Here is a 21,067-nt window from a genome sequence, read left to right as displayed (position 1 = left end):
TGAATCTAAAAAAGTCTCTTGCCTTCTCAGTCTATTAAGTAAGTATAATTCTAACATCTGTGAAAATCTCGTAAAGGGTTAGTTGGAGGGCACTGAAAAAGTCCGATGTGTTCATTTAGCTTTTGAAAGTTTGATTCAATCGAACTTTCAACGGCTTTTTCCTTTATAGTAAATGTAAGTGATCTTTCAATGCTTTCAAAACAAGAGTCTCCACCTTAGTCCATTTATGGCGATCTACGATATCGTGGTGCCAAAGGATAATATGCTTCGCCAAATAAACGTCCTGGTAGATTTCACATTTATTCTTGACGAATTACAATTAAAACACTGTCTCGATCATGAACAAAATACCGTGCCACCTATCCGTATGTTCAAATATTTATTATTGAAAGCCTTTTATAATTTATCGGGTGACGATGTCGTGGAACGTTCGAAATACGATATGTCCTTTTGTCCCTCATAGTACCAGCTCAAAAGAAGATGAATTTGTGGGAGTAATACAGATAGATGTAGCTATACGGATATGGTTAAGTACATCTCAAATACTGACAATGAGATTTCGGGAGTTGTGGTTTAATAAGTTGACCGTATACACCGCAGATTAAAAAACCTCTTAATCATGATTGAAGATGTTTTAGAGCCTAACAAAATTGCGTTAATTAGCATATCCGAAAAATTCGATATATCAACTGCACAGGGCAAGTTGTTTTTACAAATGTTCGACTCATTAGAGAAATAAGACAACTAGAATCATATCGTAAACAGTTTAGACCGTATGATGAAAAAATACAATATAAAAATGATCAGGTACTTAAATATAAGCGCCTGATCATTTTTATATTGCTATTTATTATTTAAACAACTTGTATATCATGAAATACTTTCCTTATGAACCTTATCAAAACTAAATCCTTTAAACGATACTATTCGTAGCATTCCAGAACGAGTTTTTTCGAGATATTGAACCTTACAATGTAAATGCGACTCAACCATATTATATCGCGGTCTACTTTGGATGCAATTTGTCTAGCAATTTGGCGAAAAGCTGTCTTTTCTTCTGGCTTAAATCCAAACTCTACATTTGCAATAGGTCTATGTTTACCGTTACTTAATTGCGTACCTACTATCATTGCAAAAGGATTTTCTGAGCATATCAGAACCTCCTCCTGTAATACAAAGAAGATTCTTTTGCTTCATACCCTCGGAGTACCGAACGCCAACAAAAGAATCTTTTCGAATACATAAAACCAATGCTATATTCATAACTTCATAAATGTACCACAAGCTACTTTTGTCTCCAAAATAATCCCTAATTCCATTCTTAGTTCTTCCTATCCAATTTAATTATTTTGCTAGTTGTAGCCATTCTTTAACGCCCTCTCCATTCGAAATGCTTAAATTCCTTTTGATTTTAGAATTTTCACCGTTTTTGCTGACATTAAACAATAAGGTCCTCTGCAATAAGCAACAACATCATAATTGGTGGGCAAAGACGAAGCTTATCTTCCATTCTTCGCTAGGAATAAAAACACAGCACCAGGAATATGTGCCTCTTCATATTCTTCTTTCGGTCGCACATCAAAAGTAAAACCTCCCCCTTTTCCATTCGAGGAACAAGTTCTGAAAGTATTATTCCCTCTAAATGGATGCTCCCTCATTAAATAAGAATCGCTCTTACTTGTAGGTAATAGTAGATCAGTACATTTTATCCTTATATTTTGGATTAATGTAAAAAATGTACACCACTAAAAGATCATTTTATGTACATTTTTTAACCGATTAGTGAAAAACGAAACAACAAGTAGAATCCTAAAAACATAAAAATAGCTATTTCAAAAATGTGTCTTTTCTTACTTTTGAAACAGTTTTCAACAACATACTTTATACAGTTTTATCAGTATTTATTTCTATAGTAAGCTCGTTCAATTTGTGGTCCAAGTCATCAAGCAAGCGTAGTTTATGATTCAACTGCTTTTCAAAATCCATTGATTGAGCCAATACCTTATTTACTTGAGAATCTAAGTGTGTAAGGACCTCTGAATTCATCATCGTTTTTCCACTCAAAGAAAAGTTATGTTTTTTTACATCCGCTAATTCTTCCGATAATTTTTCTATCTCAGTACTTTTCCCCTCTATTTCTAAGGCTAAATTCTTATTAAGAATGTCTAAATTGGCTTGTTCTAAACGAGATCTTTCAACGATTTCAATTATAGTCTTCATTTGTTGGCTTATATCCTTTGTAAAAACATTCAACTTATTTTCAAGGCCATCCACTAAAGTCTTATAATTAGCATCTGAATTCACAGAAAGAAATTCATCTTTAGTGGATTTTAACGTTTCCTTCATTAGCTTATTTTCTGCACGCAGTTCTTCTAATTCTTTTAATAACCCCTCTATCGAAGAAAGTTGTTTTTTCTTCTGGATTTCTCTTGCTTGTATATCTTCATAGTAAGTTTTCAATTTTTTTTCATGGTCTCTCTTCTGCTTTAAAAGCTCCATCGAAAGATCCTTTTTCTGTTGCATTAATTGAACATTTTCTCGCTCTAATCTCAGTACTAGTGAATAATAATCACTATCTCTGAGCCTTTTAACTTCATTTTTATATTTCGCTAATTCGGCTCTTAAAAAAATGATCATTTGCTGCAGCTGAATAGGATCATTGTTTTTAACAATATCATTATCCACACTTACACCTCCTATCACGACATTTTTTTAAGTAAACTAATCACTTCTTCAAATTGCTCCTTACTATCCTCTAACATCTCATCAAGCTGCTTGATAATCTTAATTTCTATTTCCTCATCACCAATTTCTTCAGCTTTCCTCTTTTCTCCTGACATTAAATAGGCAATAAGTAGATTCAATGTGCCTTTTTCGAGATAAGCGAAGCTATTATTTTCCGCATTACTATTGTTAGGTAGATTCGTAAGCTGTTCCTTCATTAGTTGATGGACAACACTATCTATTTTTTGATTCATATTTTCAAACTCACTCATTTTCATCCTCCTGTGTATGACTAATTCCATTAAGATTAATAGGATTTAAGACAACGACGCCATCTTCTAACTGATCACAATATGTAAAACCCATGATACTTCCTGAATAAGATAAATTATGACCCCATTTGATCTGAAAGTTAGGAAATGATAGTGTTTCGTTTGGCTCTAACGTTGTTTTTCCTATAGGTCTAAGCCAGAACTCCTCCTTGCTCGATTGATTATTGATTCGCTCCCAGCTACTGTTTCCTTTTAAATTTGGTGCGAAATGTTCATAGACATACCTTCCAGAGAAAGAGAACGGAGAGTCTTCAGGTAGTTTTATACATAGATACGGATTTGTTATAGGCTGATTACCTATATTGCGAATATGATAAGAGCCCAAGCATAAGCTCTCCTCATCAGGCCCATAAGAAATATTGAACGCGGATGTGAAATAACTAATGATGTTGACACTATCCGGAATAATAAGCTCCTCAACCGTTTTTTTTATTTCATGAACATAAAAATCCGTTTGTTTTTTTAGTTCATTTATCTTTTCTTCCACATGATCGATACGAGTAGTCATAATTAGTCCCCCCTTGCCAATAGTATTAAATTAAACAAAGAATTCACACTTTAGGCGATAGCTAATATCTGAAATCCTTTCATAAAAAAAAAGAGAGGATTACCCTCTCTTTACGATATGATTATCTTCTATGTGTTAGTACCATTAGCCAACAGATGGGAATACAGCAGGGCATTGCGCTGGGCGAACTACACCCGGACATGCGAACGGTAATTCTGCTCTTGGCTCGCAGAAAGTCGCTAAGAATTCCACAGTAACTGGGAATGTAGATTGAATACTTTGGCAAACAGATACAGTAATTGTTAGTGCAGAAAACGTAATTGTGCCTGTTCCAGCTGTTAATGTTCCAGTTGTACACACGAAACAATCTAAATCTGTGAATAAAATTTCTACATCTGTCCCTTTCGGCGCACATAATGTAACTTGTTCACAACGAGAAAGTGGAATAGTATTGCTTGTGAACATAGTGCCGTTCGGTAAACAAACAACTATCGTAAGAATAAAATTCTTTTGAATAGTTAAATTTTGAAGACATACAGTTTCACCATTAATGGAGAATTGGCGATTCTCACGGTTCAAGATAACAATAGGATTAGTTGTTGCTGGAACTACCTTACATGTAACTACCGCACCTGTTAAATTAGTCGTTGGCGTTACTCCTGGAAAAGTAATTGGCCCAGTAGGAGAAAAATCAAACGACATTTCCTTTACAATCCAGTCAAATACCTTATCGACGTTTATACAAATTTGTTCCTGCGCCTGGGATGGCATACTCTCTAGCATCCTTTTGACACCTCCATAAATTTTTTACCTTTCGTTTGTATCATATGTTTTCTAGCTATAAGTGTATGGGCTAATAAATAATTTGTTTTGATTTTTAATCAATTATGCCTCGGCATAATTCCGTCTGGAATCGGCTTTGTGCTTAGGCCTGCGTGATGCAGGTCAGTTAGCCGTTATCGCATGGATGCGATGATTTTAGGCTAACATCCTATGTGAACTCCTTTCCGATTCCGTGACATGCGCCGGAGGCTTTAGGCCAACATGATGTTGGTCACTCAGTCGTTGCCACAGGACGTGGCGTTCTTAGACTGAGTTCCTCTATTTCAGCGGGTGTTTGGACACCCACTGAAAAGTAGCTTAAATCCGCATTCATCTCTCCACCTATAGAGGCGGGATACTTCTGCTGAAAGAAGTTAAAATACTTCCGTATCAGTATGTTTCGTTTTTGCTTACATCTCCTCTTCTAATGGAGAAACTAAAAATGTTCGAAAGGATCGGTATATTTGTAACAGAAAGTAAACATTTTTAATAAAATATTAATGGACTGAAAGGGGTGAAATGCAATGGAAGATTCAAAATTGTACGCCACTCAAGACATTGGAAAATTGAAGCAAAAGATAGAAGCCTACAAGGACACATTAACTTCATTAAAAATGGGAACTTCAATTGAAGATTACCTATTTATGAAAATGGATTTTGATGAAATTAAAACGCAAATGGCACTTTTAGAAGGGCTAACTGAAACAATAGATGATAAGCAAAAAAATTCACAAATCAGAGGCTATGAGGAGCAGATAAAACTTCTATCAACACAAATTGAGTCTCTGAATCAATCGATTGAGGAAATGAACCGAGAAATACTAAAGGTTTTAAACAAATTACTTACGATTGAAAATACTGAAGTTTCAACCACTCCACCTAAAACTGAAAACACATCTAAATTTATTGCTAACGCTGCACAGAGGGATCCGATCGTTACACAGACAACAAGCCAATCGGCGATTACATCAAAACAGCCATCTTATAAAATGCTACAAAGTCTGGCAGGTAAAGCAACAAATGCACAATTAGATGTAAACAATGGTATACCTTCTACTCGCAACGGAAATCAAAGGGATGTACCCGAGGAACGCCATTTTAATCAACAATATTTTCAATCAATAAATACTCATCCAAGCCAAATATATAATGGTTTATTTAGAAATACCACCACCGAATCCACCTTCCATTTTAAACACGCTACGAACGCACAAGAAATTCCAGTCAGTATTAATGAACCTGCCTTACAGCCTGACGAGGCCTCAACTCCTGAGAATTACAGAAAAAAAAATACCGCTGTCACTGTAGATGAAATGAACTCTGAAATAACAAATGAGCCAGGCAATCTTGAAGTATTTGACAATGTTAATGAACCTGTCATTCTGGAAGCAGCTGAAACTGTTAATGAGCCTGTCATTCTGGAAGCGGCTGAAACTGTTAATGAGCCTGTCATTCTGGAAGCGGCTGAAACCGTTAATGAGCTTATCATTCTGGAAGCGGCTGAAACTGTTAATGAGCCTGTCATTCTGGAAGCAGCTAAAACTGTTAACCAGCCTGTCATTCTGGAAGCGGCTGAAACCGTTAATGAGCTTATCATTCTGGAAGCGGCTGAAACTGTTAATGAGCCTGTCATTCTGGAAGCGGCTGAAACTGTTAATGAGCCTGTCATTCTGGAAGCAGCTAAAGTGGTTAACGAGCAAGAGGACGCAAATAAATCCCCTATTTTAAAAAGTGATGAATATGAAATTTTTGAACCTACGTTAGGGGAAGTATATGAAACCCATACACAAATTGAAGAGGTAAACAAGCAACCCGAGCTAAATGACGAATCACCTGAAGAAAGCCAGAAAAAAGATAAGGGTTCTTTGTTTTTCAATTTCTTTCGAAAATGGAGTTAGTTTAAAGTTGTGGTGTACAGAGTCTATGGCGATTTTACGATAAATCCGTCCAATACGTATGAAAATACATATTGGACTTTTTTCTGTTCAAATCAATTATGCCTCGGCATAATTGCGTCTGGAATCGGCTTTGTGCTTAGGCCTGCGTGATGCAGGTCAGTTAGCCGTTATCGCATGGATGCGATGATTTTAGGCTAACATCCTATGTGAACTCCTTTCCGATTCCGTGACATCCGCCGGAGGCTTTGGGCCAACACGATGTTGGTCACTCAGGCGTTTTCACAGGATGTGAAGTTCTTAGCCTGAGTTCCTCTATTTCAGCAGGTGTTTGGACACCTGCTGAAAGAAGTTAACAAATTGGCAGAACGTCAAATTCATTAGAGAATACTTGCCATTGACAAAAACGCTTCTAAAGAACCTCAATATTTCCGCTATAAAAATTGCAATAGAGTTAATTGCCCTAACCCTATAATCTTAGCTGAATAGAATATTGAAGAAAGGGGGTGTAAAAATGTGTATGAATAATTCAATGTGCGGTTGCTCAAGCTGCGCAAATGTTAATAAAAATGAATGTGCTGCACTTGGTCCTTTTGAAGCTATAGACGCTGCATGTATTACTACTCCACCAGCAACAGGCTCCATCATCCCATTCGCATCAGGAATTGTTCCTGTTATTTTAACATCAGTTCTTGGTGGAACGATCGGTACAGTCAGTATGGTAGGATTCGGTACGTCTATTCCAGGGGTAACTCTTACTGGTACAAATATAGATTTAACTGCTGCTACAGGAACGGAAGCCTTTTCAGTTCCACGTGATGGTACTATTACATCTATTTCTGCATCTTTGTCTGCAACAGTTGCTGTAACCCTTACAGGAACAGCAACAGTCAGAGCACAAATTTACCGCGCGAATGCGGGAAGTAATGTTTTCAGCCCTACAACAGCATTTGTTGATTTAGCACCAGCTCTTGCAACAATAGCAATAGGCACTATTACATTTGGTACTAGAAACGTTACACCAGTGCCAGTAGCTGCTGGTGATCGTTTATTAATGGTGTTCTCCATTACTTCCTCAGGGATTGTTGCTACTGTTACTGGTAACGCAAGTGCAGGTATTAATATTGTATAAAAGATTATGTTCGTAAGTTAGATTAAAGCTTCCATACAGTATCATTATCCGTGTAAAATACGATAATTACTTGAAAACAATTTCAAAAGTAATAAGTAAAGTAGGCGATTTTCTTCAAAACCAGAAAATCGCCTATTTTCGCTCTAAAAATATATTTTTTATTTCGCCAAGGCATTTTGAATATGAGCAAGAGGATGCTTGCCATGCCAAGCATATAAGGATACGGCTTTTTTAAGTGTCATTAATCCTGAATCAGGATGATGAAAGGCTCGCTGTAATTGCTCTTCTGTTAAGCTTGTTAGCAAATACACCCAACGCTCATGTAAACTCTCAATCATTTTATAAGATGTTGAGACAAGCATTTCGGAATCGGGTAGCTTTGCCCATTCTTCCTCACTGTAAGGCTTAATCGTTGGAGCATCCTCTGTCAAAGCTAGCTTAAAACGGATGTAGCTATTCATATGACTATCTGAAAAGAAACGGGTCAAAGATGGGTCGTCTACATAATGGAATAGTATCATATGGATATTATTGGGGTAGAAACACTAAAACTGCTGAAATCCATCAAGAAGTTGATAAAGGCAATGTGGTACATGGTCGCTATGGTCGCTCTGCTGACGGGAAAGTTCTAGTAAAGGAAAATGAAGAAAATATTATTTTGAATAAGGGAATCCATCAAAGAAAGATTGCGTAGATGGTCGTCAGATGATGTTATCCTATTATTAGATGGAGATGACCTTCCATTTAGCCAAATCACTGGCATATAACGCTTAATAATTGAGCGAGTTTCATATTTTCGGGATGAAGATGATAATGTTATCGTAAAGATTAAGTACAAATGACCATAAACGTTGATTTGGCGGTCTTTTTTTATAGTTACTAAGCGCCAACTATTCCAAATGTTGTTGTTTAGTTACTATTTTACAAACAGAAATTAAATTTTCTGCTGTAGGACTTTTAGGTAGTCTCTTGCCTGTTGGTTACGTATCTGTCTGCCTACCTGAGTGATGTATGATCGATACCAGATCCTTTTGCCTTAGCTCGTTTTTCATCTAACTCCTTCATACCCTCAACCTCTAAATGCTTAATCCAACGTCTTACATTTTGATCAATCCCTAATTCTTTCGCTACTGATTTATAACTCATACCCTCTTGTGATTAGAATTAGTAAAGTTACTTAATTTTGATCAAAAAGATAAGAGCCTTACTACAATTTATAAGTAGCAAAGCTCTTTAAAGTTGTTTCAATCTACATCCATTAATTATATAACTCTTAATAAAATGAATAAAAAAGTTGTTATATTTCTTATTTAACAAACGCCCCCCTTTAGTTGAACATTAATTAATTATTTAAGTCTTCATTTTCCACCTTGGCCAACGCTACTATGTATAGTGGTACAACACTTGGAGGATATCAGGTTAGATGTTTGAGGAAATAGAAACGGCTGAAGTTCTTGTGTAACAAGGGGCTCAGCCGTTTGTTTTTCCATGATGAATGTTTTGGGTGCTAAAATAGTGTTTTGATTTTTATTTTAATAACTATATTTGACCTTTTACATTTCTTGAGCCCGATTCAAAAGCTCTAGTTTAGATTGGAGTTACATCCTAATCATGAAATACTTAAATTCTTTAATTTTATGCCTTCCCATAGTCTTTGAAAAAGTACCTCTCATAACTAATACCTAATTAATATTACCTGTTGGGTATAATGTAGTTCCTCCAATTGAAACTTTTATTTCATTAGATAACGGAACATTGTATTCATCAATAATTGTTCTCCACCAATCCCATGCAAGACCTGTACATTCTCTTGCATAAATTCTTATATTTTTTGAATTAGGCGGAAGTGGTATTACTGTAGAGAAATGAGCTGTTTTGTCTTTCCAGCTTCCATCCCAAGTTTTATGGGATAGTACTTCTTTCCCGTTTTCATCATATGAAAATTCATCCCAAGCTACTTCAAATTGAGCAACATATGCACCATAATGATCAAGGATGATGCTGCCTTTAGAATATTCTGTAGCTGTCGTCTCGATATAATCTGTATTGTTATGAACAGCAGCTATCGAATTATCCTTTAAGAAAACACTTGTATATGATATTGGGTATGCTGGATTTTTAAGACTAAATTCTGCATTATCTTTAATTATTTCTCTAATATCATTAAAGTCCTTTGAGACAACCTGGTTATGCTTTTGTGAATCTCCGCCTAATACTACAGCAGTAAAGGAACTTTCTTCAAAAATATCTTTGTACTGTCCATTAGTTTCTACATTGGTATTGACATCCTTCAGTAAGGCTTTAAAAGCAGCTTGTACATCCTTGCTCTTAGAGCTTGTTTCTAATTTTACATAAATTGTTCTGCCATAAGCTACATTTGACACCATAACGGGAGGGGCATCATTACTTACCCCTTTACGGGTTAACTCTTCAAAATGAACACTATCATCAAAAAGGTCTGATGGATTGTTAGGTAGTTCTGCACTTACGGTATAAAATATTTGTTTATATGCCGCAACCATCACTTTTTTCTCTCCACTCGCAATCGCATTAAAGTCAATTCCCAGTGAATTGTCAAGAACTTGGGCGTTAACATTCATAGCGCTTGCTATTTGAGATTTGCTATAAACCATAGATTCTGAATATTGTAGTCTTGCAGGTAAAGTATGAGTTGTTGAATATTTTTCACTCCAAGTAGATACTAATTCATCTACTGCCCCAGATACATTACCATATGTTGGATTGTCCACAGTCGTAGTATTTTCCCTTTTCATGCCAGGTAAATCTATGCTAATATTTAGCGGTTTTCTTTTAGCCACCAATAAACTAGGCTGATTGTCTACAAAAGCTTGATTTGCAAGTTGTAATGCTCCTGGATAGGCACGATTCGCCATAGAATCGATAATTGAAATATCCACCGGTGAAGTTGTAAGTGATTTTTTGTTACGTTCAACCACTATAAATTTATTATTTGAGTTAATACCTTCTTTTGGGACAAAACTATCAACCTTGTCACCATTCACTGCTAAAACTTCGCTGTTATTGTAGTTCAAGTTTGCTATACCAGTATCAATGTCATTAGATTTGCTTTTTTCACTAGCCAAATTAGTATCAAATGTTTCAGCAAAGGAAATAATCGGATAATTTATGATGCATAAACAAATAGATAAACATACTAGAATTTTTATTACTTTAAAATAATTTCGAATTCCCAAAAAATCACTCCTTTTATAGGAAATTATACCACAAAAACGTTTTATTCAAATATAGTAGTTTAGTATCGTGTTTAGCTTTTAGGATAGTATATATAGTAATATGACATATTATAATCGCTATTTTTAACTACTATAGTCGCAATAATTACTGTGATACCATCTAATGAGAGTACGGCAACTATTCCTTATTTTTAGAGTCACTGACAAATTAATAAAGATATTTATTTTTAATTTTTCTATACATGTCTGCCAGCACTCAGTGATGTGATTAATTGGTTTACATGCTCAACCCTCCACAATAAATACTTTGTTATTTCTATTTAATTATTTTCATACAATGGATTCGGGATAGCAAACTCTCATCTTGCCCATTGTCTTTTTTAATACATTGCTGTCCCATATTTCAAAATAAAAAGCCATACCCGATTGCATATGACCTTTAGTTAACAATATTTTTACCCTATCATCTTTTAATTTTTTCAGACGGCTCACTATACAAAAAAACAATCGCATCTTAATTCTACAAATTTTTCCAATAGGATGAATACCTCCTTAGCTTTCTATAACTATACATACAATAGACATAGAAAGGAGGGAAAATTTCATGGGATACTTTGGTAATATGGGTAATTACAATAACAATTGCTATTACGGTGGTGGCTATTACGGCGGCAATAGCGGCTCTACATTCGTGCTAATTGTCGTTCTATTTATTCTTTTAATTATTGTCGGCGCTACTTTCATGTATTAATCTAAAGTGCCTTTGTTAATACCAATCACAAATAGCGAGAATAATGTGTAAAGCTTATTTAGCTTTACATCACCTTATTTAAGGGTCACTTTTACAAGAGTGACCTTTTTTCATTAAAATATTTGAAAATTATTTTTAGTAAATAGATAAATATCGCAATCCTTATTGAAAACTTTACATATTATAAAATTATAGAAGGGAGGGAAATTACTATGTCTGAATACTATGGTAGTGGTACTGGATCAGCATTTGCGCTAATTGTTGTTCTATTCATTCTTTTAATTATTGTCGGCGCTACTTTCATGAATAGAGGTTATTAATACCTAACACCGCCTCTAATGCTCATAACTATTAGGATAATACAAACTTATCCTTTCTCTTCTATTCATTACTAAGGGTCACTATCCTCCGGTGACCTTTTTAAATGCCTATTCCTAGGGAAATGAAACTCAACAAAGTGGAAGGCATCTGAGTTTTATTATGAAAAAATGATGGAGTAAATGAAAAAACTAGTCCCGGATTTCAGGACTAGTCTCTGGAGCAACTTATTTATTCTTCATTTGTTGCGATTAAACGTGGTTCTGTCGTACTATTTGATGCATCAGTAACAATAATTACATTTCATTTTTTACCTTTATTTGTTGCGATTACCTGTGGTTCCGTCGTACTGTTTGATGCATCAGTAACAATAACTGCATTTCGTTCTTTGCCTTTATTTGTTGCGATTACCTGTGGTTCCGTCGTACTGTGTGATGCATCAGTAACAATAACTGCATTTCGTTCTTTGCCTTTATTTGTTGCGATTACCTGTGGTTCCGTCGTACTATTTGATGCATCAGTAACAATAACTGCATTTCGTTCTTTGCCTTCTTTCAGCGTTGGTGGCTCTTGGCCAGTTGCCGCAAAGACGGTCATCCCTCCAATGACTAATGTACATGCTAATGCTGTTCCTAAAACTGACTTTTTCTTTAAGGTCATAATGGACACTATCCTTTCTTCAATCCCGTTTTTACTAAAATGATTACAAAGCGGCGTAACCGTATAGGTTTCATCTGCCATATTGATGAGAGATAGTGCATAAGCTGACTTTGCCTTATCTCCAAACTGTCTAATAACCCTTTCGTCGCAAGACAATTCAATGTCTCTGTTTACTAAAAAATACATAAACCAAACTAATGGATTAAACCAATGCAAAGCTACCATAATCGTTAACATTACTTTCCACAAAACGTCAAAGCGTTTAATATGAATTAATTCATGCGTGAGAATAAACTGAATACTTGCAGCGTCTTCCCAATTTGTTGATTTCGGCAATAAGATGACTGGTTTAAAGATTCCATATGTTAACGGGGTTTTAATTCTATCTGATACTGCAATTTGAATCGTTCTTTTTAACTTATGATCGTTTAGCCATTGAACGAGATACTCATTATTCTTCACTGGGATGGCTGTTTGAAATTCTTTATAAAATCTAATATAAGCCACTATAAAGAATAGTAAAACCCCGATACCCCCACATGCCCAAAGGTACTGAACGAAATCGCTTGTCATCACAAGCAAAAGCTGATGATAGAACGTGTTTGATGTTTGTGCGATTTCAATTGTATTGTGCATACTTTCCGAATCATTTGAGTGAGTGAGCGTAACAAATAAGTTTTTCAGTATAGGCTGTATGCTCAACTTTGAATAAAAAGAGTAGGGGATGAGTAGTTTAAATGCAACGAATCCCCAAAGAATTAAAAATGTTTGCTTTGGCACTTTATTTCTTACTAACATCCTCATCAATAACACAATGATGAGGAGGAGAGATGCGTCTACACTCATGTTGAGAATACTCATATATAATTCCTCACTCAAGATCTTTAACAATTTGCTTTAATTTTTCGATCTCACTCGCGGACATTTTTTTCTTGTCTAGTAAGGATGCGAATAGTAAAGATTTAGAACCATTAAATATTTTATCAATCAATTCCGTCGTTTCTTGTTCTTGTATCTGTTCTTTTCTGATGATTGGATGACAGATAAAGTTAGGTTCAATTCTTTCAATGGCCTCTTTTTTTATACATTTTTTTATGACGGTATAGGTGGTATTTTTATTCCAACCTATTCGTTCGTTTAACATTTGTGAGAGCTGTTTAGCTGTCAAATCGCCTTCTTCCCATAAAATATTCATGACTTGTAATTCCGAATCAAACAATTTAACTTGCATACGCGCATGCTCCTTTTCTTAAGTGGACTATTGCAATAGTTTGCCACACCCTAATACTACTTTGATAGTCTGCAGTTGTCAAGACTATTGAGATAGTCTGTTGGAAAGAATCCATTTTAAGGGCATAATTATACAGATAAATTAACCTTTGGATACTGTGTCTAAACCCATTTATCAATACTTATCCTAATTTTTCTCTAGAAAATTGATTCTCCAGTCCACCCAACTACCCATAATTTGCAAAAAGCTTTTGGACATCAGATGACTTTCCCATTTGATTTCTACTTTCTTGATGAAATTAGTGTTCTCCTCCTAGAACTTTCCGAGCTAGTATGCCAACACACTCGATCGAAAGGATGGGTGGTAGTTTCAACATGAAGAATAAATTCTCTTACTTTCAAAGTGACCTTTTGAATGTTAGGGGAAAAATGTAATTAATAGAAGACTTTTTCAACCATTTCCATAAGCCTTCGATCAGGTTAAGTTATGGGCTGTAGGGAGGCAGAAAAGCGGATTTAAGCCTGTCTTCGGACGTATTTTTATTAGCAATGTTCCTAATGTAAAAAAGAGTGCTAGGTTCTCATTGAATTTAGATTTGCTTTAGAACCTGCACTTAAAATTCAGATTGATGTCAACTGTGAAGTGAAGCCGAAGCAAATTATAGAGCCATCATCGAAGAAGACTTTACTAAGCTTTTATCGAATTTTAAATGTAGATAAGATAAATGGGCCTGCAAGCGCCGGAACACCAATAGAAACAGCAAATTTCCCCATAATATTTACTAAATTTGGCCCTGCCACAGCCCCAAATGTTGTTGTTTAGTTACCATATTACAAATAGACAAAAATTTTCTGCTATGACAATTTTAGGGCTGTCTGTTGCCTATTTAGTTACGAACAGGGCTGCCAGTATTCGGTGTATCAACGCCAACAAAGAAATCTTTTTGAATACATAAAAAATCAATGCTATACTCATAACACTTTTTTCATTTAAATCTTTAAAAAGGCTTAGGAATATCTCCTAAGCCTTTCAATCTTTCTCTTATTGTATAACGCTTGATTTGAAATCGTCTAAAGATGGTAAAGTAGTTATCAATCCTTATTCCAATCTATTGAGTTAGTATTTGTTGGTTTAAAATAAAATTTATACAAAATATTCTTATACAAACCTAATCTAAAAAAATGATCAGAGCTTTGGTATATCCTTCCGTCTCTACTTCATTAAAATGTAGTTAAGGTTTAGGACGTATACTCATTATAGAAAAGTGAAATTATAAATAAGCTTCAATTGATGCTGCTTTTTTCAATTCGAGAACAAAGGCTTTATATTTCTCTTCACGCTTTTCATATTCAAGGATGACACGAATGTATTCCTTTTGCATATCTCCGTTTTCAGGTGATTTTTGGTATTCATGTTCAATTTCTTCCTTGGATACACTGTTGTCTCCCAACTGATTATCAATAAATCGTTGCATACGCAATTCTTGCAATACTAATTGTTCAATCTCCAGTTTAGAGTAATCTTCTGATTCATCAATTCCAAACTCGTCAAATAATTCTTGCATACAATCAGTAATTTGTTCTTTATCAGGTTCCCATCCGGAAATGCTTCTATCCTCATTCATTTTTTGTACAATAAGCTCATGTTCAATGACTGATTCAAGAGCACAATAATAACACTCAAGAAGGTCTGATGAAGACATTTCAGAAGGTATGATACCCAACTTCATGTCATTAATCAGCTCAATATTTAAATAGTTTAAATTTATTTCATAATCGTTAACTCTTGCCACGATGGACGGTAGTTGGATTTTTTCATTGTCAGTCAACATAAAAAAATCCGTAATAACTACATCCTCTCTACTTATACTTTGGCTGGAATTATTTTGTTTGTTTATCACTAATCATCACCATTTTCAGTCAATTTTTTAATTGCAGTTTCTATTTTTACAAACGACTTTTTAGGTCCAGGGATATTCCCTTTAATTAACAATAGGTTACGTTCACTATCAACCTTTATGATTGTAAGATTTTGAATAGTGGTCTGTTTTCCACCCATACGTCCGGGCATTTTCTTTCCTTTGAATACTTTCATGCCATCATTTTTGGCGATTACACCGATGGAACCAGGAGCTCGATGGAATCTTGAACCGTGAGATGCAGGACCGCCACTTAATCCATGTCTTTTAATGACACCTTGAAATCCTTTTCCTTTAGATATACCAGTAACATCTACTATGTCGCCTTCTTGGAATATATCTGCACTAATACGTTTTCCAACATCTAATGATGCTCCACGAATTTCTTTAACATATCTTTTAGGAACGGTATTTGCCTTTTGACTTCTTCCAATTTCAGCTTTGATTGGATTCTTTTTATCAGAAAATCCAATTTGGATTGCATCGTATCCGTCATTTTCCAAGGTTTTCTTCTGTAACACCACATTCTCTTCCACTTCAACAACCGTCACAACTATGGGATTTCCACTATCACTAAACACTTGAGACATGCCTATTTTTCTCCCTAAGATTCCTTTTATCATAAATATCCTCCTAATAATTTAATTTATTGTTAGTAATAAATTATTAGGGTACTTCCCACGTTCTAAACATTACTCTCACCCTTATTTATTGGTTATTGTTTTTTGATAGTTTCCATACAACTGCCCGCAAGCAGCATCTATCTCAATACCAAATTGGCTTCTAATGGTAACGTTAATTCCTGCTGACTTTAATTCTTTATAGAAGTTTACAACTTGATTCTCATTTACTTCTTCAAACCTCATAGGTGAACTAACAGTAGGGTTATATCTTATGATGTTTACATGAAACAAGTTCCCTCTCTTATATCTACCTCTTAAAAGGCTTACTACTTTTTTCGCATGGTCAATAGAATCATTAACTCCAGGCAACATAATATAAGCAATATAAACTTTTCTTGAGGTCACACGTATATGCTCATCTAATGTGTCCATTACATCCAATAATGGGTAGCGTTCATTAATTGGCATTAACTTGCTACGTTGTTCATTAAAAGGAGAATGTAATGAAAACGTCAGGTTGACCTGCGGATAGTTTTCAGTCATTTTTTTAATGCCCGGAATAATGCCTATAGTCGAAATAGATAACCTGCGAGGACTTAAAGCAAATAACTCCGGATTTGTAAGTATATTTAAAGCATCAAAAACTTGCACATTAGCTAATGCTTCTCCCATCCCCATAAAAGAAATACTATCAATTGAATGTCCTTTTAAGTGAAAGTACAAAATTTGATCAGTAATTTCATCTGACGTTAAGTTGCGTTTTAAACCTATATCTCCTGTTGCACAAAATTTACAACCAAAATTGCAACCGCACTGCGAGGATATACAATATGACTCCCAACCAGCTTTATATTTCATATTTACCGTTTCTATTTTTTCGTCTCCTGAAATTCCAAATAAGACTTTTGTAACTTGTTCAGAATGTTGTGCCTTTAAAGCAGCAATATTTAAAATCGATTCTCCAAACTCCTTAATTAACATTTTTCTTAGGGATTTAGGAAGAACCGTTATGTCATTGAAATTATTTATTCTCCCTTGGAATATAGCATTTGAGATTTGATTCATTCTAAAATTAGGAAATTTATTCTGCTTCAAGAACTCTTGAATTCTTATATACTTGTTTTTTTGTTGCATGTTTTCTCATCCTTCCATAAAACTCTGGTTTGTTTGAGTAAATAGAAGGGAGTTATCATCTAACCTTTTTATAAAAATTAGGCACAAAAAAAACACCGACACAATTATCGGTGTTACGCTTAAATAAAATCACGCACAAATAAACAAGGACATTATGTCATTGAATTAGAGTTTATTTGCCGTAGAGAAAAAGCTCCGATAACTGTTTTTGTATGGTTATTTGGCTTAAAAAAGGACAGACTACTCCCTTTGTACGCCAAGCGATTTCCAATTTTTGCATTTTTACCATACAAAATTCTAAAAACTGTTATCATTGCTTTCACCTCTCTCTTGTCAATATTAGTAATAAGTACCATATCATAATGATTCCCCTATGTAAAGTTTAAAACATAAACAAATGTTGAGTTTACAGTAATAACTAACTTACTCCGTTAGCTTAAGATACAGCAGCCAAAAATGGAGGCTGTATCTTAAGCTCTTGCAACTCATTGGTTACTTTGAAACTATTATTCCAAATGTTTAGTAACCATTAAAAACTTTAGTTCATTTAACTTATCTCAAGCTTTTCTTGACCACATGACAACTGGATTAGAATTAAGAATAATAGCCACCCAGCTAATGATAATGTAGCATAACTTACATTAGCCACTACCATGCCTGATAGAGCACCGCCTGAAGCCCCTGCTAGTGCAACTAAAACATCTATTTTACCTTTTGTTTTTGCGCGAGAGGAAGGCCCAGTTGAATCGACTTTTTGAGCAGTACTTGTTTCAATTTTAAAAAACGAATACGAATAGTTAAACATCTCTCCCAAAACCCGTTGAATATTTAAACACTTTTAAAATCTATTTTTATGAAATTTTTCTTTTATTACCATCATCGAATTACGAATTACATTAATTTCACTATCAGTTAGTCCACTAAACAATTGATTTATTTGTTGATCTGACTGAATATTAATTTTCTCTAGCAGTTCTTCTCCTTTTTTTGTCAATAAGAGAAGGTTTTTTCTACTGTCAATTGTTGAGCTTTTTTTCTCTATTAATTCTTCCTTCTCTAATTTACGTAAAATTCTGCTCATATAGCTTCTATCAATATTAAGTTCTTGCACGAGAATATTCGCAATACACTCAGTTCTCTCGCTTATTTCAAATAGTATTCGTGCTTCAGTCAATGAATAATCTGTATCAAGAATTTGGTTATTAAATAAACCAAGTACCTTTGTGTAAAATCGATTGAATTGTCTGATATCATAAATAATCTCTTTATCCATACATTCTCCTTTAGTTGACTTTGTCCACTTTTAACGTTAATATAACTATATCCTAAAATGTGGACTTTGTCCATGTTTTAGGGATGCCATTTTCAAAAAATCTTTCGCAATCTTATCTTTATTATTACCAAATTAAAGGAGATTATATAATATGATTATTCGAAAAATTAGAAAAGAAGACAATGCAAAAGTAAAGGAAATAATACAAGATTCACTAAAATCACTTGGATTAGCGATTCCTGGGACAGCTTATTTTGACCCTCAACTTAACGACCTTCACCAATATTATAATAATTTAAAACATGCAAACTATTGGGTAGTAGAAATGGAAGGAGAGGTTGTTGGTGGAATTGGTATAGCACCTCTTAACGAACATGATAAAGTTTGTGAATTGCAAAAGCTATACTTAAGTACAAAAACACAAGGTTTAGGATTTGGAAAGATGCTAATGGAAACAGCATTGTCATTTGCATCTAAACATTATGCACAGTGCTACTTAGAAACAATGCATCAATTAAAAACTGCATGTATGTTATATAAAAAATTTGGATTTACACTTTTACATGAGCCACTCTCAGGTTCTGAACATTCTACTATGGATGCCTGGTATTTAAAAGATTTGAATTAACCAGAAGTCCATTAAAAACGGCTATTTGAGGAATTTTTATCGCATATTAAAATTCTCTACTGCGGCACTTTAGTAGTTTCTTATCTGAAACCCAACGTCTTACCATTGAATCAACTTTTAATTCTTTCGCTACTGTTTTATAACTCATTCCATCTTTTGATTCGAATTAATAAAGTTATTTAGTTTCAATCAAAAAGGTAAGAGCCTTACTACAAAATAAATTAGAACAAACAACTAATGAATTACTCGAAGCGGGATATACAATTGAGAAAATTATAGCAGCCTTTAATGAGGTAATTAAGGCATCTAATCAAACAGAAGCAGATGATAAAACAAATAGCTAATTACATAGTTATTTGTTTTTATTAAGAGGAAAAGGTTCTTTTAATTTACATCTCGGAGTACCAAATGCCAACAAAAGAACCTAAAATTAAGTTATTTTTTAATAAAGTTTTATTTAAATTCACTCTAAATTCTTGATTTCACTGCATGTTTAAAAAAGATTGCATTGGCTACTTTGAAACTATTTTAACCATTAAAAATTTTAGTATCATATAATTTATCTCAAGCTTTTCTTGACCAGATGACAACTGGAATAAGGATTAAAGATAATAGACCTCCAGCTAAAGATAATGTTGCATAGCTTGCATTAGCTACTACCATGCCTGAGAGAGCACCACCAGAAGCCCCTGCTAGTGCAACTAAAACATCTATTTTTCCTTGTGTTTTTGCTCTAGTGGAAGGTTCAGTTGAATCAACTATTTGTGCAGTACCACTAATTAAGCCAAAGTTCCACCCTAATCCAAGTAAAGAAAGAGCAATGATTAATAGAACCATTGAATCGCTCGGTGCAAATGCTGCTAATAAACCAGCAAGTAACAAAGTCACTCCCGAAGCAATACTCATAGCTGTTCGTCCAATTTTATCTACAAGAACTCCTGTTACGAGCGATGGAAGATACATTGAACCTACATGAAATCCTATAACAATTCCAACTTCCGATAAACCATGACCATGATGTTTCATATGTACTGGTGTCATCGTCATGATAGCAACCATTACAATCTGAGTAAGAACCATAACCGTTGCACCGACTGTAAGACCTCTTTTATTGATAGCTTTTTCACTAAAGGATTCCGTCTTATTCCCGTATTCATTCTCTCGTCTGTCCGCTTCTATCATTTTTGCAATTTCTAATGGATCGGGACGTAACATAATAAAAAGGACAAGACCCGCTAAGATAAATGCTGTTGCAGATAAGATAAATGGACCTGCAAGAGCCGGAACACCAATAGAAACAGCAAATTCACCCATAATATTTACTAAATTTGGCCCTGCCACAGCCCCAAATGTTGTCATCATCATTGTTGTGCTGATAGCCGTTGCGCGTTGTTTATTATTGGCTAAATCTGTCCCTGCATAGCGTGCCTGTAAATTTGAAGCAGTCCCTGCACCATAGATTAATAGAGATGCGAATAATAAAATGACACTATTCGTAATAGCAGCAATCACAACACCGATTGCACCAAGTCCACCTACAAAAAAGCCTGTCGATAAACCTGTACGACGCCCATAACGTTGTGATAGTTTCCCTACAATTAAAGCTGCACCCGCCGAGCCTAAAGTAAATAAAGCGGATGGTACTCCTGCATAAGCATCCGTTCCTAGCATTTGCTGAGCTAACAGAGCCCCTACCGTAATACCTGCTGCAAGCCCTGCCCCACCAAAAACTTGTGAGAGACTAACAACGATTAGCACTCGCTTATATAAGCTCTTTAGCTTTTCAGGTGAATCAATATAAGTCTCTGTAGTTTCTTGTGCTTTTCCAAGCATCTTTCAACACCTTCTTTTTACTTGTCTCAATGAATCAATTATGCCTCGCCATAATTGCGTCCGAAATCGG

The 21,067-nt window shown here is 34.8% G+C and carries 22 protein-coding genes and 4 pseudogenes; 8 read left to right on the top strand and 18 right to left on the bottom strand.

What is annotated here, in order from left to right:
* Positions 1 to 226 precede the first annotated feature (226 nt).
* Both ABH968_RS13115 and ABH968_RS13110 read left to right on the top strand, forming a co-directional pair.
* A pseudogene (locus tag ABH968_RS13115) lies at positions 227 to 451 on the top strand (transposase); the annotation flags it as partial.
* A gap of 138 nt (positions 452 to 589) precedes the next feature.
* Positions 590 to 739, top strand: coding sequence for a recombinase family protein (locus ABH968_RS13110; protein ID WP_370044541.1), 150 nt, complete (start codon positions 590 to 592; stop codon positions 737 to 739).
* Between the two features lie 760 nt (positions 740 to 1,499).
* On the opposite strand, the gene ABH968_RS13105 is transcribed toward ABH968_RS13110, so the two are convergent.
* The 5 genes from ABH968_RS13105 to ABH968_RS13085 all read right to left on the bottom strand — a co-directional run bounded on the left by ABH968_RS13105 (position 1,500) and on the right by ABH968_RS13085 (position 4,347).
* A complete protein-coding gene (locus ABH968_RS13105; RefSeq protein ID WP_370044512.1) occupies positions 1,500 to 1,658 on the bottom strand; it encodes a rhodanese-like domain-containing protein in 159 nt (52 codons plus the stop codon).
* Positions 1,659 to 1,881: 223 nt separating this feature from the next.
* On the bottom strand, positions 1,882 to 2,685 hold the full coding sequence (locus ABH968_RS13100; protein WP_370044510.1) for a coiled-coil domain-containing protein: 804 nt from the start codon (positions 2,683 to 2,685) through the stop codon (positions 1,882 to 1,884).
* Between the two features lie 14 nt (positions 2,686 to 2,699).
* On the bottom strand, positions 2,700 to 2,996 hold the full coding sequence (locus tag ABH968_RS13095) for a hypothetical protein (RefSeq protein ID WP_370044508.1): 297 nt from the start codon (positions 2,994 to 2,996) through the stop codon (positions 2,700 to 2,702).
* Positions 2,989 to 3,564, bottom strand: coding sequence for a hypothetical protein (locus ABH968_RS13090; protein WP_370044506.1), 576 nt, complete (start codon positions 3,562 to 3,564; stop codon positions 2,989 to 2,991). The genes ABH968_RS13095 and ABH968_RS13090 overlap by 8 nt, the downstream gene beginning before the upstream one ends.
* A 144-nt stretch (positions 3,565 to 3,708) precedes the next feature.
* Positions 3,709 to 4,347 carry a BMQ_0737 family morphogenetic spore coat protein gene (locus ABH968_RS13085; protein WP_370044504.1) on the bottom strand — a complete coding sequence of 213 codons (639 nt, stop codon included), beginning with the start codon at positions 4,345 to 4,347 and terminating at the stop codon, positions 3,709 to 3,711.
* 563 nt (positions 4,348 to 4,910) lie between these two features.
* On the opposite strand from ABH968_RS13085, the gene ABH968_RS13080 reads away from it, so the two are divergent.
* Together ABH968_RS13080 and ABH968_RS13075 are read left to right on the top strand one after the other, a co-directional pair.
* Entirely contained in the window at positions 4,911 to 6,284 is a 1,374-nt protein-coding gene (locus ABH968_RS13080; RefSeq protein ID WP_370044502.1) for a hypothetical protein, read from the top strand.
* A 511-nt stretch (positions 6,285 to 6,795) separates the two neighbouring features.
* Positions 6,796 to 7,413: an exosporium glycoprotein BclB-related protein gene (locus ABH968_RS13075; RefSeq protein WP_370044500.1), complete on the top strand. Its 618-nt coding sequence runs from the start codon at positions 6,796 to 6,798 to the stop codon at positions 7,411 to 7,413.
* A 158-nt stretch (positions 7,414 to 7,571) separates the two neighbouring features.
* Here ABH968_RS13075 and ABH968_RS13070 read toward each other — a convergent pair.
* Positions 7,572 to 7,883: pseudogene (locus ABH968_RS13070) on the bottom strand (DinB family protein); the annotation flags it as partial.
* Between the two features lie 20 nt (positions 7,884 to 7,903).
* Here ABH968_RS13070 and ABH968_RS13065 point away from each other — a divergent pair.
* Positions 7,904 to 8,107, top strand: a complete 204-nt coding sequence (locus ABH968_RS13065; RefSeq protein ID WP_370044498.1) for a hypothetical protein — start codon at positions 7,904 to 7,906, stop codon at positions 8,105 to 8,107.
* A gap of 302 nt (positions 8,108 to 8,409) precedes the next feature.
* Here the strand turns inward: ABH968_RS13065 and ABH968_RS13060 are convergent, their stop codons facing one another.
* A complete protein-coding gene (locus ABH968_RS13060) occupies positions 8,410 to 8,559 on the bottom strand; it encodes a hypothetical protein (RefSeq protein ID WP_370044497.1) in 150 nt (49 codons plus the stop codon).
* A 536-nt stretch (positions 8,560 to 9,095) separates the two neighbouring features.
* Positions 9,096 to 10,628, bottom strand: a complete 1,533-nt coding sequence (locus ABH968_RS13055) for a thiol-activated cytolysin family protein (protein ID WP_370044495.1) — start codon at positions 10,626 to 10,628, stop codon at positions 9,096 to 9,098.
* Between the two features lie 604 nt (positions 10,629 to 11,232).
* On the opposite strand from ABH968_RS13055, the gene ABH968_RS13050 reads away from it, so the two are divergent.
* Together ABH968_RS13050 and ABH968_RS13045 are read left to right on the top strand one after the other, a co-directional pair.
* The gene (locus tag ABH968_RS13050) at positions 11,233 to 11,379 is read left to right on the top strand and encodes a YjcZ family sporulation protein (RefSeq protein WP_370044493.1); all 147 of its coding nucleotides are present in this window, start codon (positions 11,233 to 11,235) and stop codon (positions 11,377 to 11,379) included.
* 212 nt (positions 11,380 to 11,591) lie between these two features.
* A complete protein-coding gene (locus ABH968_RS13045; protein ID WP_370044491.1) occupies positions 11,592 to 11,699 on the top strand; it encodes a YjcZ family sporulation protein in 108 nt (35 codons plus the stop codon).
* A gap of 301 nt (positions 11,700 to 12,000) precedes the next feature.
* On the opposite strand, the gene ABH968_RS13040 is transcribed toward ABH968_RS13045, so the two are convergent.
* The 9 genes and pseudogenes from ABH968_RS13040 to ABH968_RS13000 all read right to left on the bottom strand — a co-directional run bounded on the left by ABH968_RS13040 (position 12,001) and on the right by ABH968_RS13000 (position 18,536).
* Positions 12,001 to 13,218: a M56 family metallopeptidase gene (locus ABH968_RS13040; protein WP_370044489.1), complete on the bottom strand. Its 1,218-nt coding sequence runs from the start codon at positions 13,216 to 13,218 to the stop codon at positions 12,001 to 12,003.
* A gap of 10 nt (positions 13,219 to 13,228) precedes the next feature.
* Positions 13,229 to 13,588, bottom strand: coding sequence for a BlaI/MecI/CopY family transcriptional regulator (locus ABH968_RS13035; protein ID WP_049664645.1), 360 nt, complete (start codon positions 13,586 to 13,588; stop codon positions 13,229 to 13,231).
* 713 nt (positions 13,589 to 14,301) lie between these two features.
* Positions 14,302 to 14,403, bottom strand: a pseudogene (locus ABH968_RS13030) (MFS transporter); the annotation flags it as partial.
* A 455-nt stretch (positions 14,404 to 14,858) separates the two neighbouring features.
* The gene (locus ABH968_RS13025) at positions 14,859 to 15,488 is read right to left on the bottom strand and encodes a hypothetical protein (RefSeq protein ID WP_370044487.1); all 630 of its coding nucleotides are present in this window, start codon (positions 15,486 to 15,488) and stop codon (positions 14,859 to 14,861) included.
* Entirely contained in the window at positions 15,488 to 16,129 is a 642-nt protein-coding gene (rplC, locus tag ABH968_RS13020; protein ID WP_370044485.1) for a 50S ribosomal protein L3, read from the bottom strand. Before rplC ends, ABH968_RS13025 begins: the two co-directional genes overlap by 1 nt.
* A gap of 81 nt (positions 16,130 to 16,210) precedes the next feature.
* A complete protein-coding gene (locus tag ABH968_RS13015) occupies positions 16,211 to 17,263 on the bottom strand; it encodes a Cfr family 23S rRNA (adenine(2503)-C(8))-methyltransferase (RefSeq protein ID WP_370044483.1) in 1,053 nt (350 codons plus the stop codon).
* A gap of 152 nt (positions 17,264 to 17,415) precedes the next feature.
* Positions 17,416 to 17,619 carry a hypothetical protein gene (locus tag ABH968_RS13010; RefSeq protein WP_370044481.1) on the bottom strand — a complete coding sequence of 68 codons (204 nt, stop codon included), beginning with the start codon at positions 17,617 to 17,619 and terminating at the stop codon, positions 17,416 to 17,418.
* A gap of 201 nt (positions 17,620 to 17,820) precedes the next feature.
* A pseudogene (locus tag ABH968_RS13005) lies at positions 17,821 to 18,032 on the bottom strand (MFS transporter); the annotation flags it as partial.
* A gap of 69 nt (positions 18,033 to 18,101) precedes the next feature.
* On the bottom strand, positions 18,102 to 18,536 hold the full coding sequence (locus ABH968_RS13000) for a MarR family winged helix-turn-helix transcriptional regulator (RefSeq protein WP_370044480.1): 435 nt from the start codon (positions 18,534 to 18,536) through the stop codon (positions 18,102 to 18,104).
* 151 nt (positions 18,537 to 18,687) lie between these two features.
* Here ABH968_RS13000 and ABH968_RS12995 point away from each other — a divergent pair, with 151 nt between their 5' ends.
* Positions 18,688 to 19,164 carry a GNAT family N-acetyltransferase gene (locus ABH968_RS12995; protein ID WP_370044478.1) on the top strand — a complete coding sequence of 159 codons (477 nt, stop codon included), beginning with the start codon at positions 18,688 to 18,690 and terminating at the stop codon, positions 19,162 to 19,164.
* Between the two features lie 564 nt (positions 19,165 to 19,728).
* Here ABH968_RS12995 and ABH968_RS12990 read toward each other — a convergent pair.
* Positions 19,729 to 20,997, bottom strand: coding sequence for an MFS transporter (locus tag ABH968_RS12990; RefSeq protein WP_370044476.1), 1,269 nt, complete (start codon positions 20,995 to 20,997; stop codon positions 19,729 to 19,731).
* Between the last annotated feature and the right edge of the window lie 70 nt (positions 20,998 to 21,067).

The sequence above is a fragment of the Lysinibacillus sp. RC79 genome, from assembly GCF_041262405.1.
In the GTDB taxonomy this organism is placed as follows: domain Bacteria; phylum Bacillota; class Bacilli; order Bacillales_A; family Planococcaceae; genus Lysinibacillus.
The sequence above is the reverse complement of the archived record's forward strand: the minus strand, read 5'-3'. Positions and strand labels throughout refer to the sequence as shown.

Coding starts and splice junctions, on each gene's coding strand:
- ABH968_RS13035 (WP_049664645.1), bottom strand. CDS start 13,588: ATGCAAGTTAAATTGTTTGATTCGGAATTACAAGTCATGAATATTTTA.
- ABH968_RS13050 (WP_370044493.1), top strand. CDS start 11,233: ATGGGATACTTTGGTAATATGGGTAATTACAATAACAATTGCTATTAC.
- ABH968_RS13075 (WP_370044500.1), top strand. CDS start 6,796: ATGTGTATGAATAATTCAATGTGCGGTTGCTCAAGCTGCGCAAATGTT.
- rplC (WP_370044485.1), bottom strand. CDS start 16,129: ATGATAAAAGGAATCTTAGGGAGAAAAATAGGCATGTCTCAAGTGTTT.
- ABH968_RS13045 (WP_370044491.1), top strand. CDS start 11,592: ATGTCTGAATACTATGGTAGTGGTACTGGATCAGCATTTGCGCTAATT.
- ABH968_RS13040 (WP_370044489.1), bottom strand. CDS start 13,218: ATGAGTATTCTCAACATGAGTGTAGACGCATCTCTCCTCCTCATCATT.
- ABH968_RS13065 (WP_370044498.1), top strand. CDS start 7,904: ATGGGTCGTCTACATAATGGAATAGTATCATATGGATATTATTGGGGT.
- ABH968_RS13010 (WP_370044481.1), bottom strand. CDS start 17,619: ATGGTACTTATTACTAATATTGACAAGAGAGAGGTGAAAGCAATGATA.
- ABH968_RS13105 (WP_370044512.1), bottom strand. CDS start 1,658: ATGAGGGAGCATCCATTTAGAGGGAATAATACTTTCAGAACTTGTTCC.
- ABH968_RS12990 (WP_370044476.1), bottom strand. CDS start 20,997: ATGCTTGGAAAAGCACAAGAAACTACAGAGACTTATATTGATTCACCT.
- ABH968_RS13095 (WP_370044508.1), bottom strand. CDS start 2,996: ATGAGTGAGTTTGAAAATATGAATCAAAAAATAGATAGTGTTGTCCAT.
- ABH968_RS13015 (WP_370044483.1), bottom strand. CDS start 17,263: ATGCAACAAAAAAACAAGTATATAAGAATTCAAGAGTTCTTGAAGCAG.
- ABH968_RS13000 (WP_370044480.1), bottom strand. CDS start 18,536: ATGGATAAAGAGATTATTTATGATATCAGACAATTCAATCGATTTTAC.
- ABH968_RS12995 (WP_370044478.1), top strand. CDS start 18,688: ATGATTATTCGAAAAATTAGAAAAGAAGACAATGCAAAAGTAAAGGAA.
- ABH968_RS13085 (WP_370044504.1), bottom strand. CDS start 4,347: ATGCTAGAGAGTATGCCATCCCAGGCGCAGGAACAAATTTGTATAAAC.
- ABH968_RS13060 (WP_370044497.1), bottom strand. CDS start 8,559: ATGAGTTATAAATCAGTAGCGAAAGAATTAGGGATTGATCAAAATGTA.
- ABH968_RS13080 (WP_370044502.1), top strand. CDS start 4,911: ATGGAAGATTCAAAATTGTACGCCACTCAAGACATTGGAAAATTGAAG.
- ABH968_RS13090 (WP_370044506.1), bottom strand. CDS start 3,564: ATGACTACTCGTATCGATCATGTGGAAGAAAAGATAAATGAACTAAAA.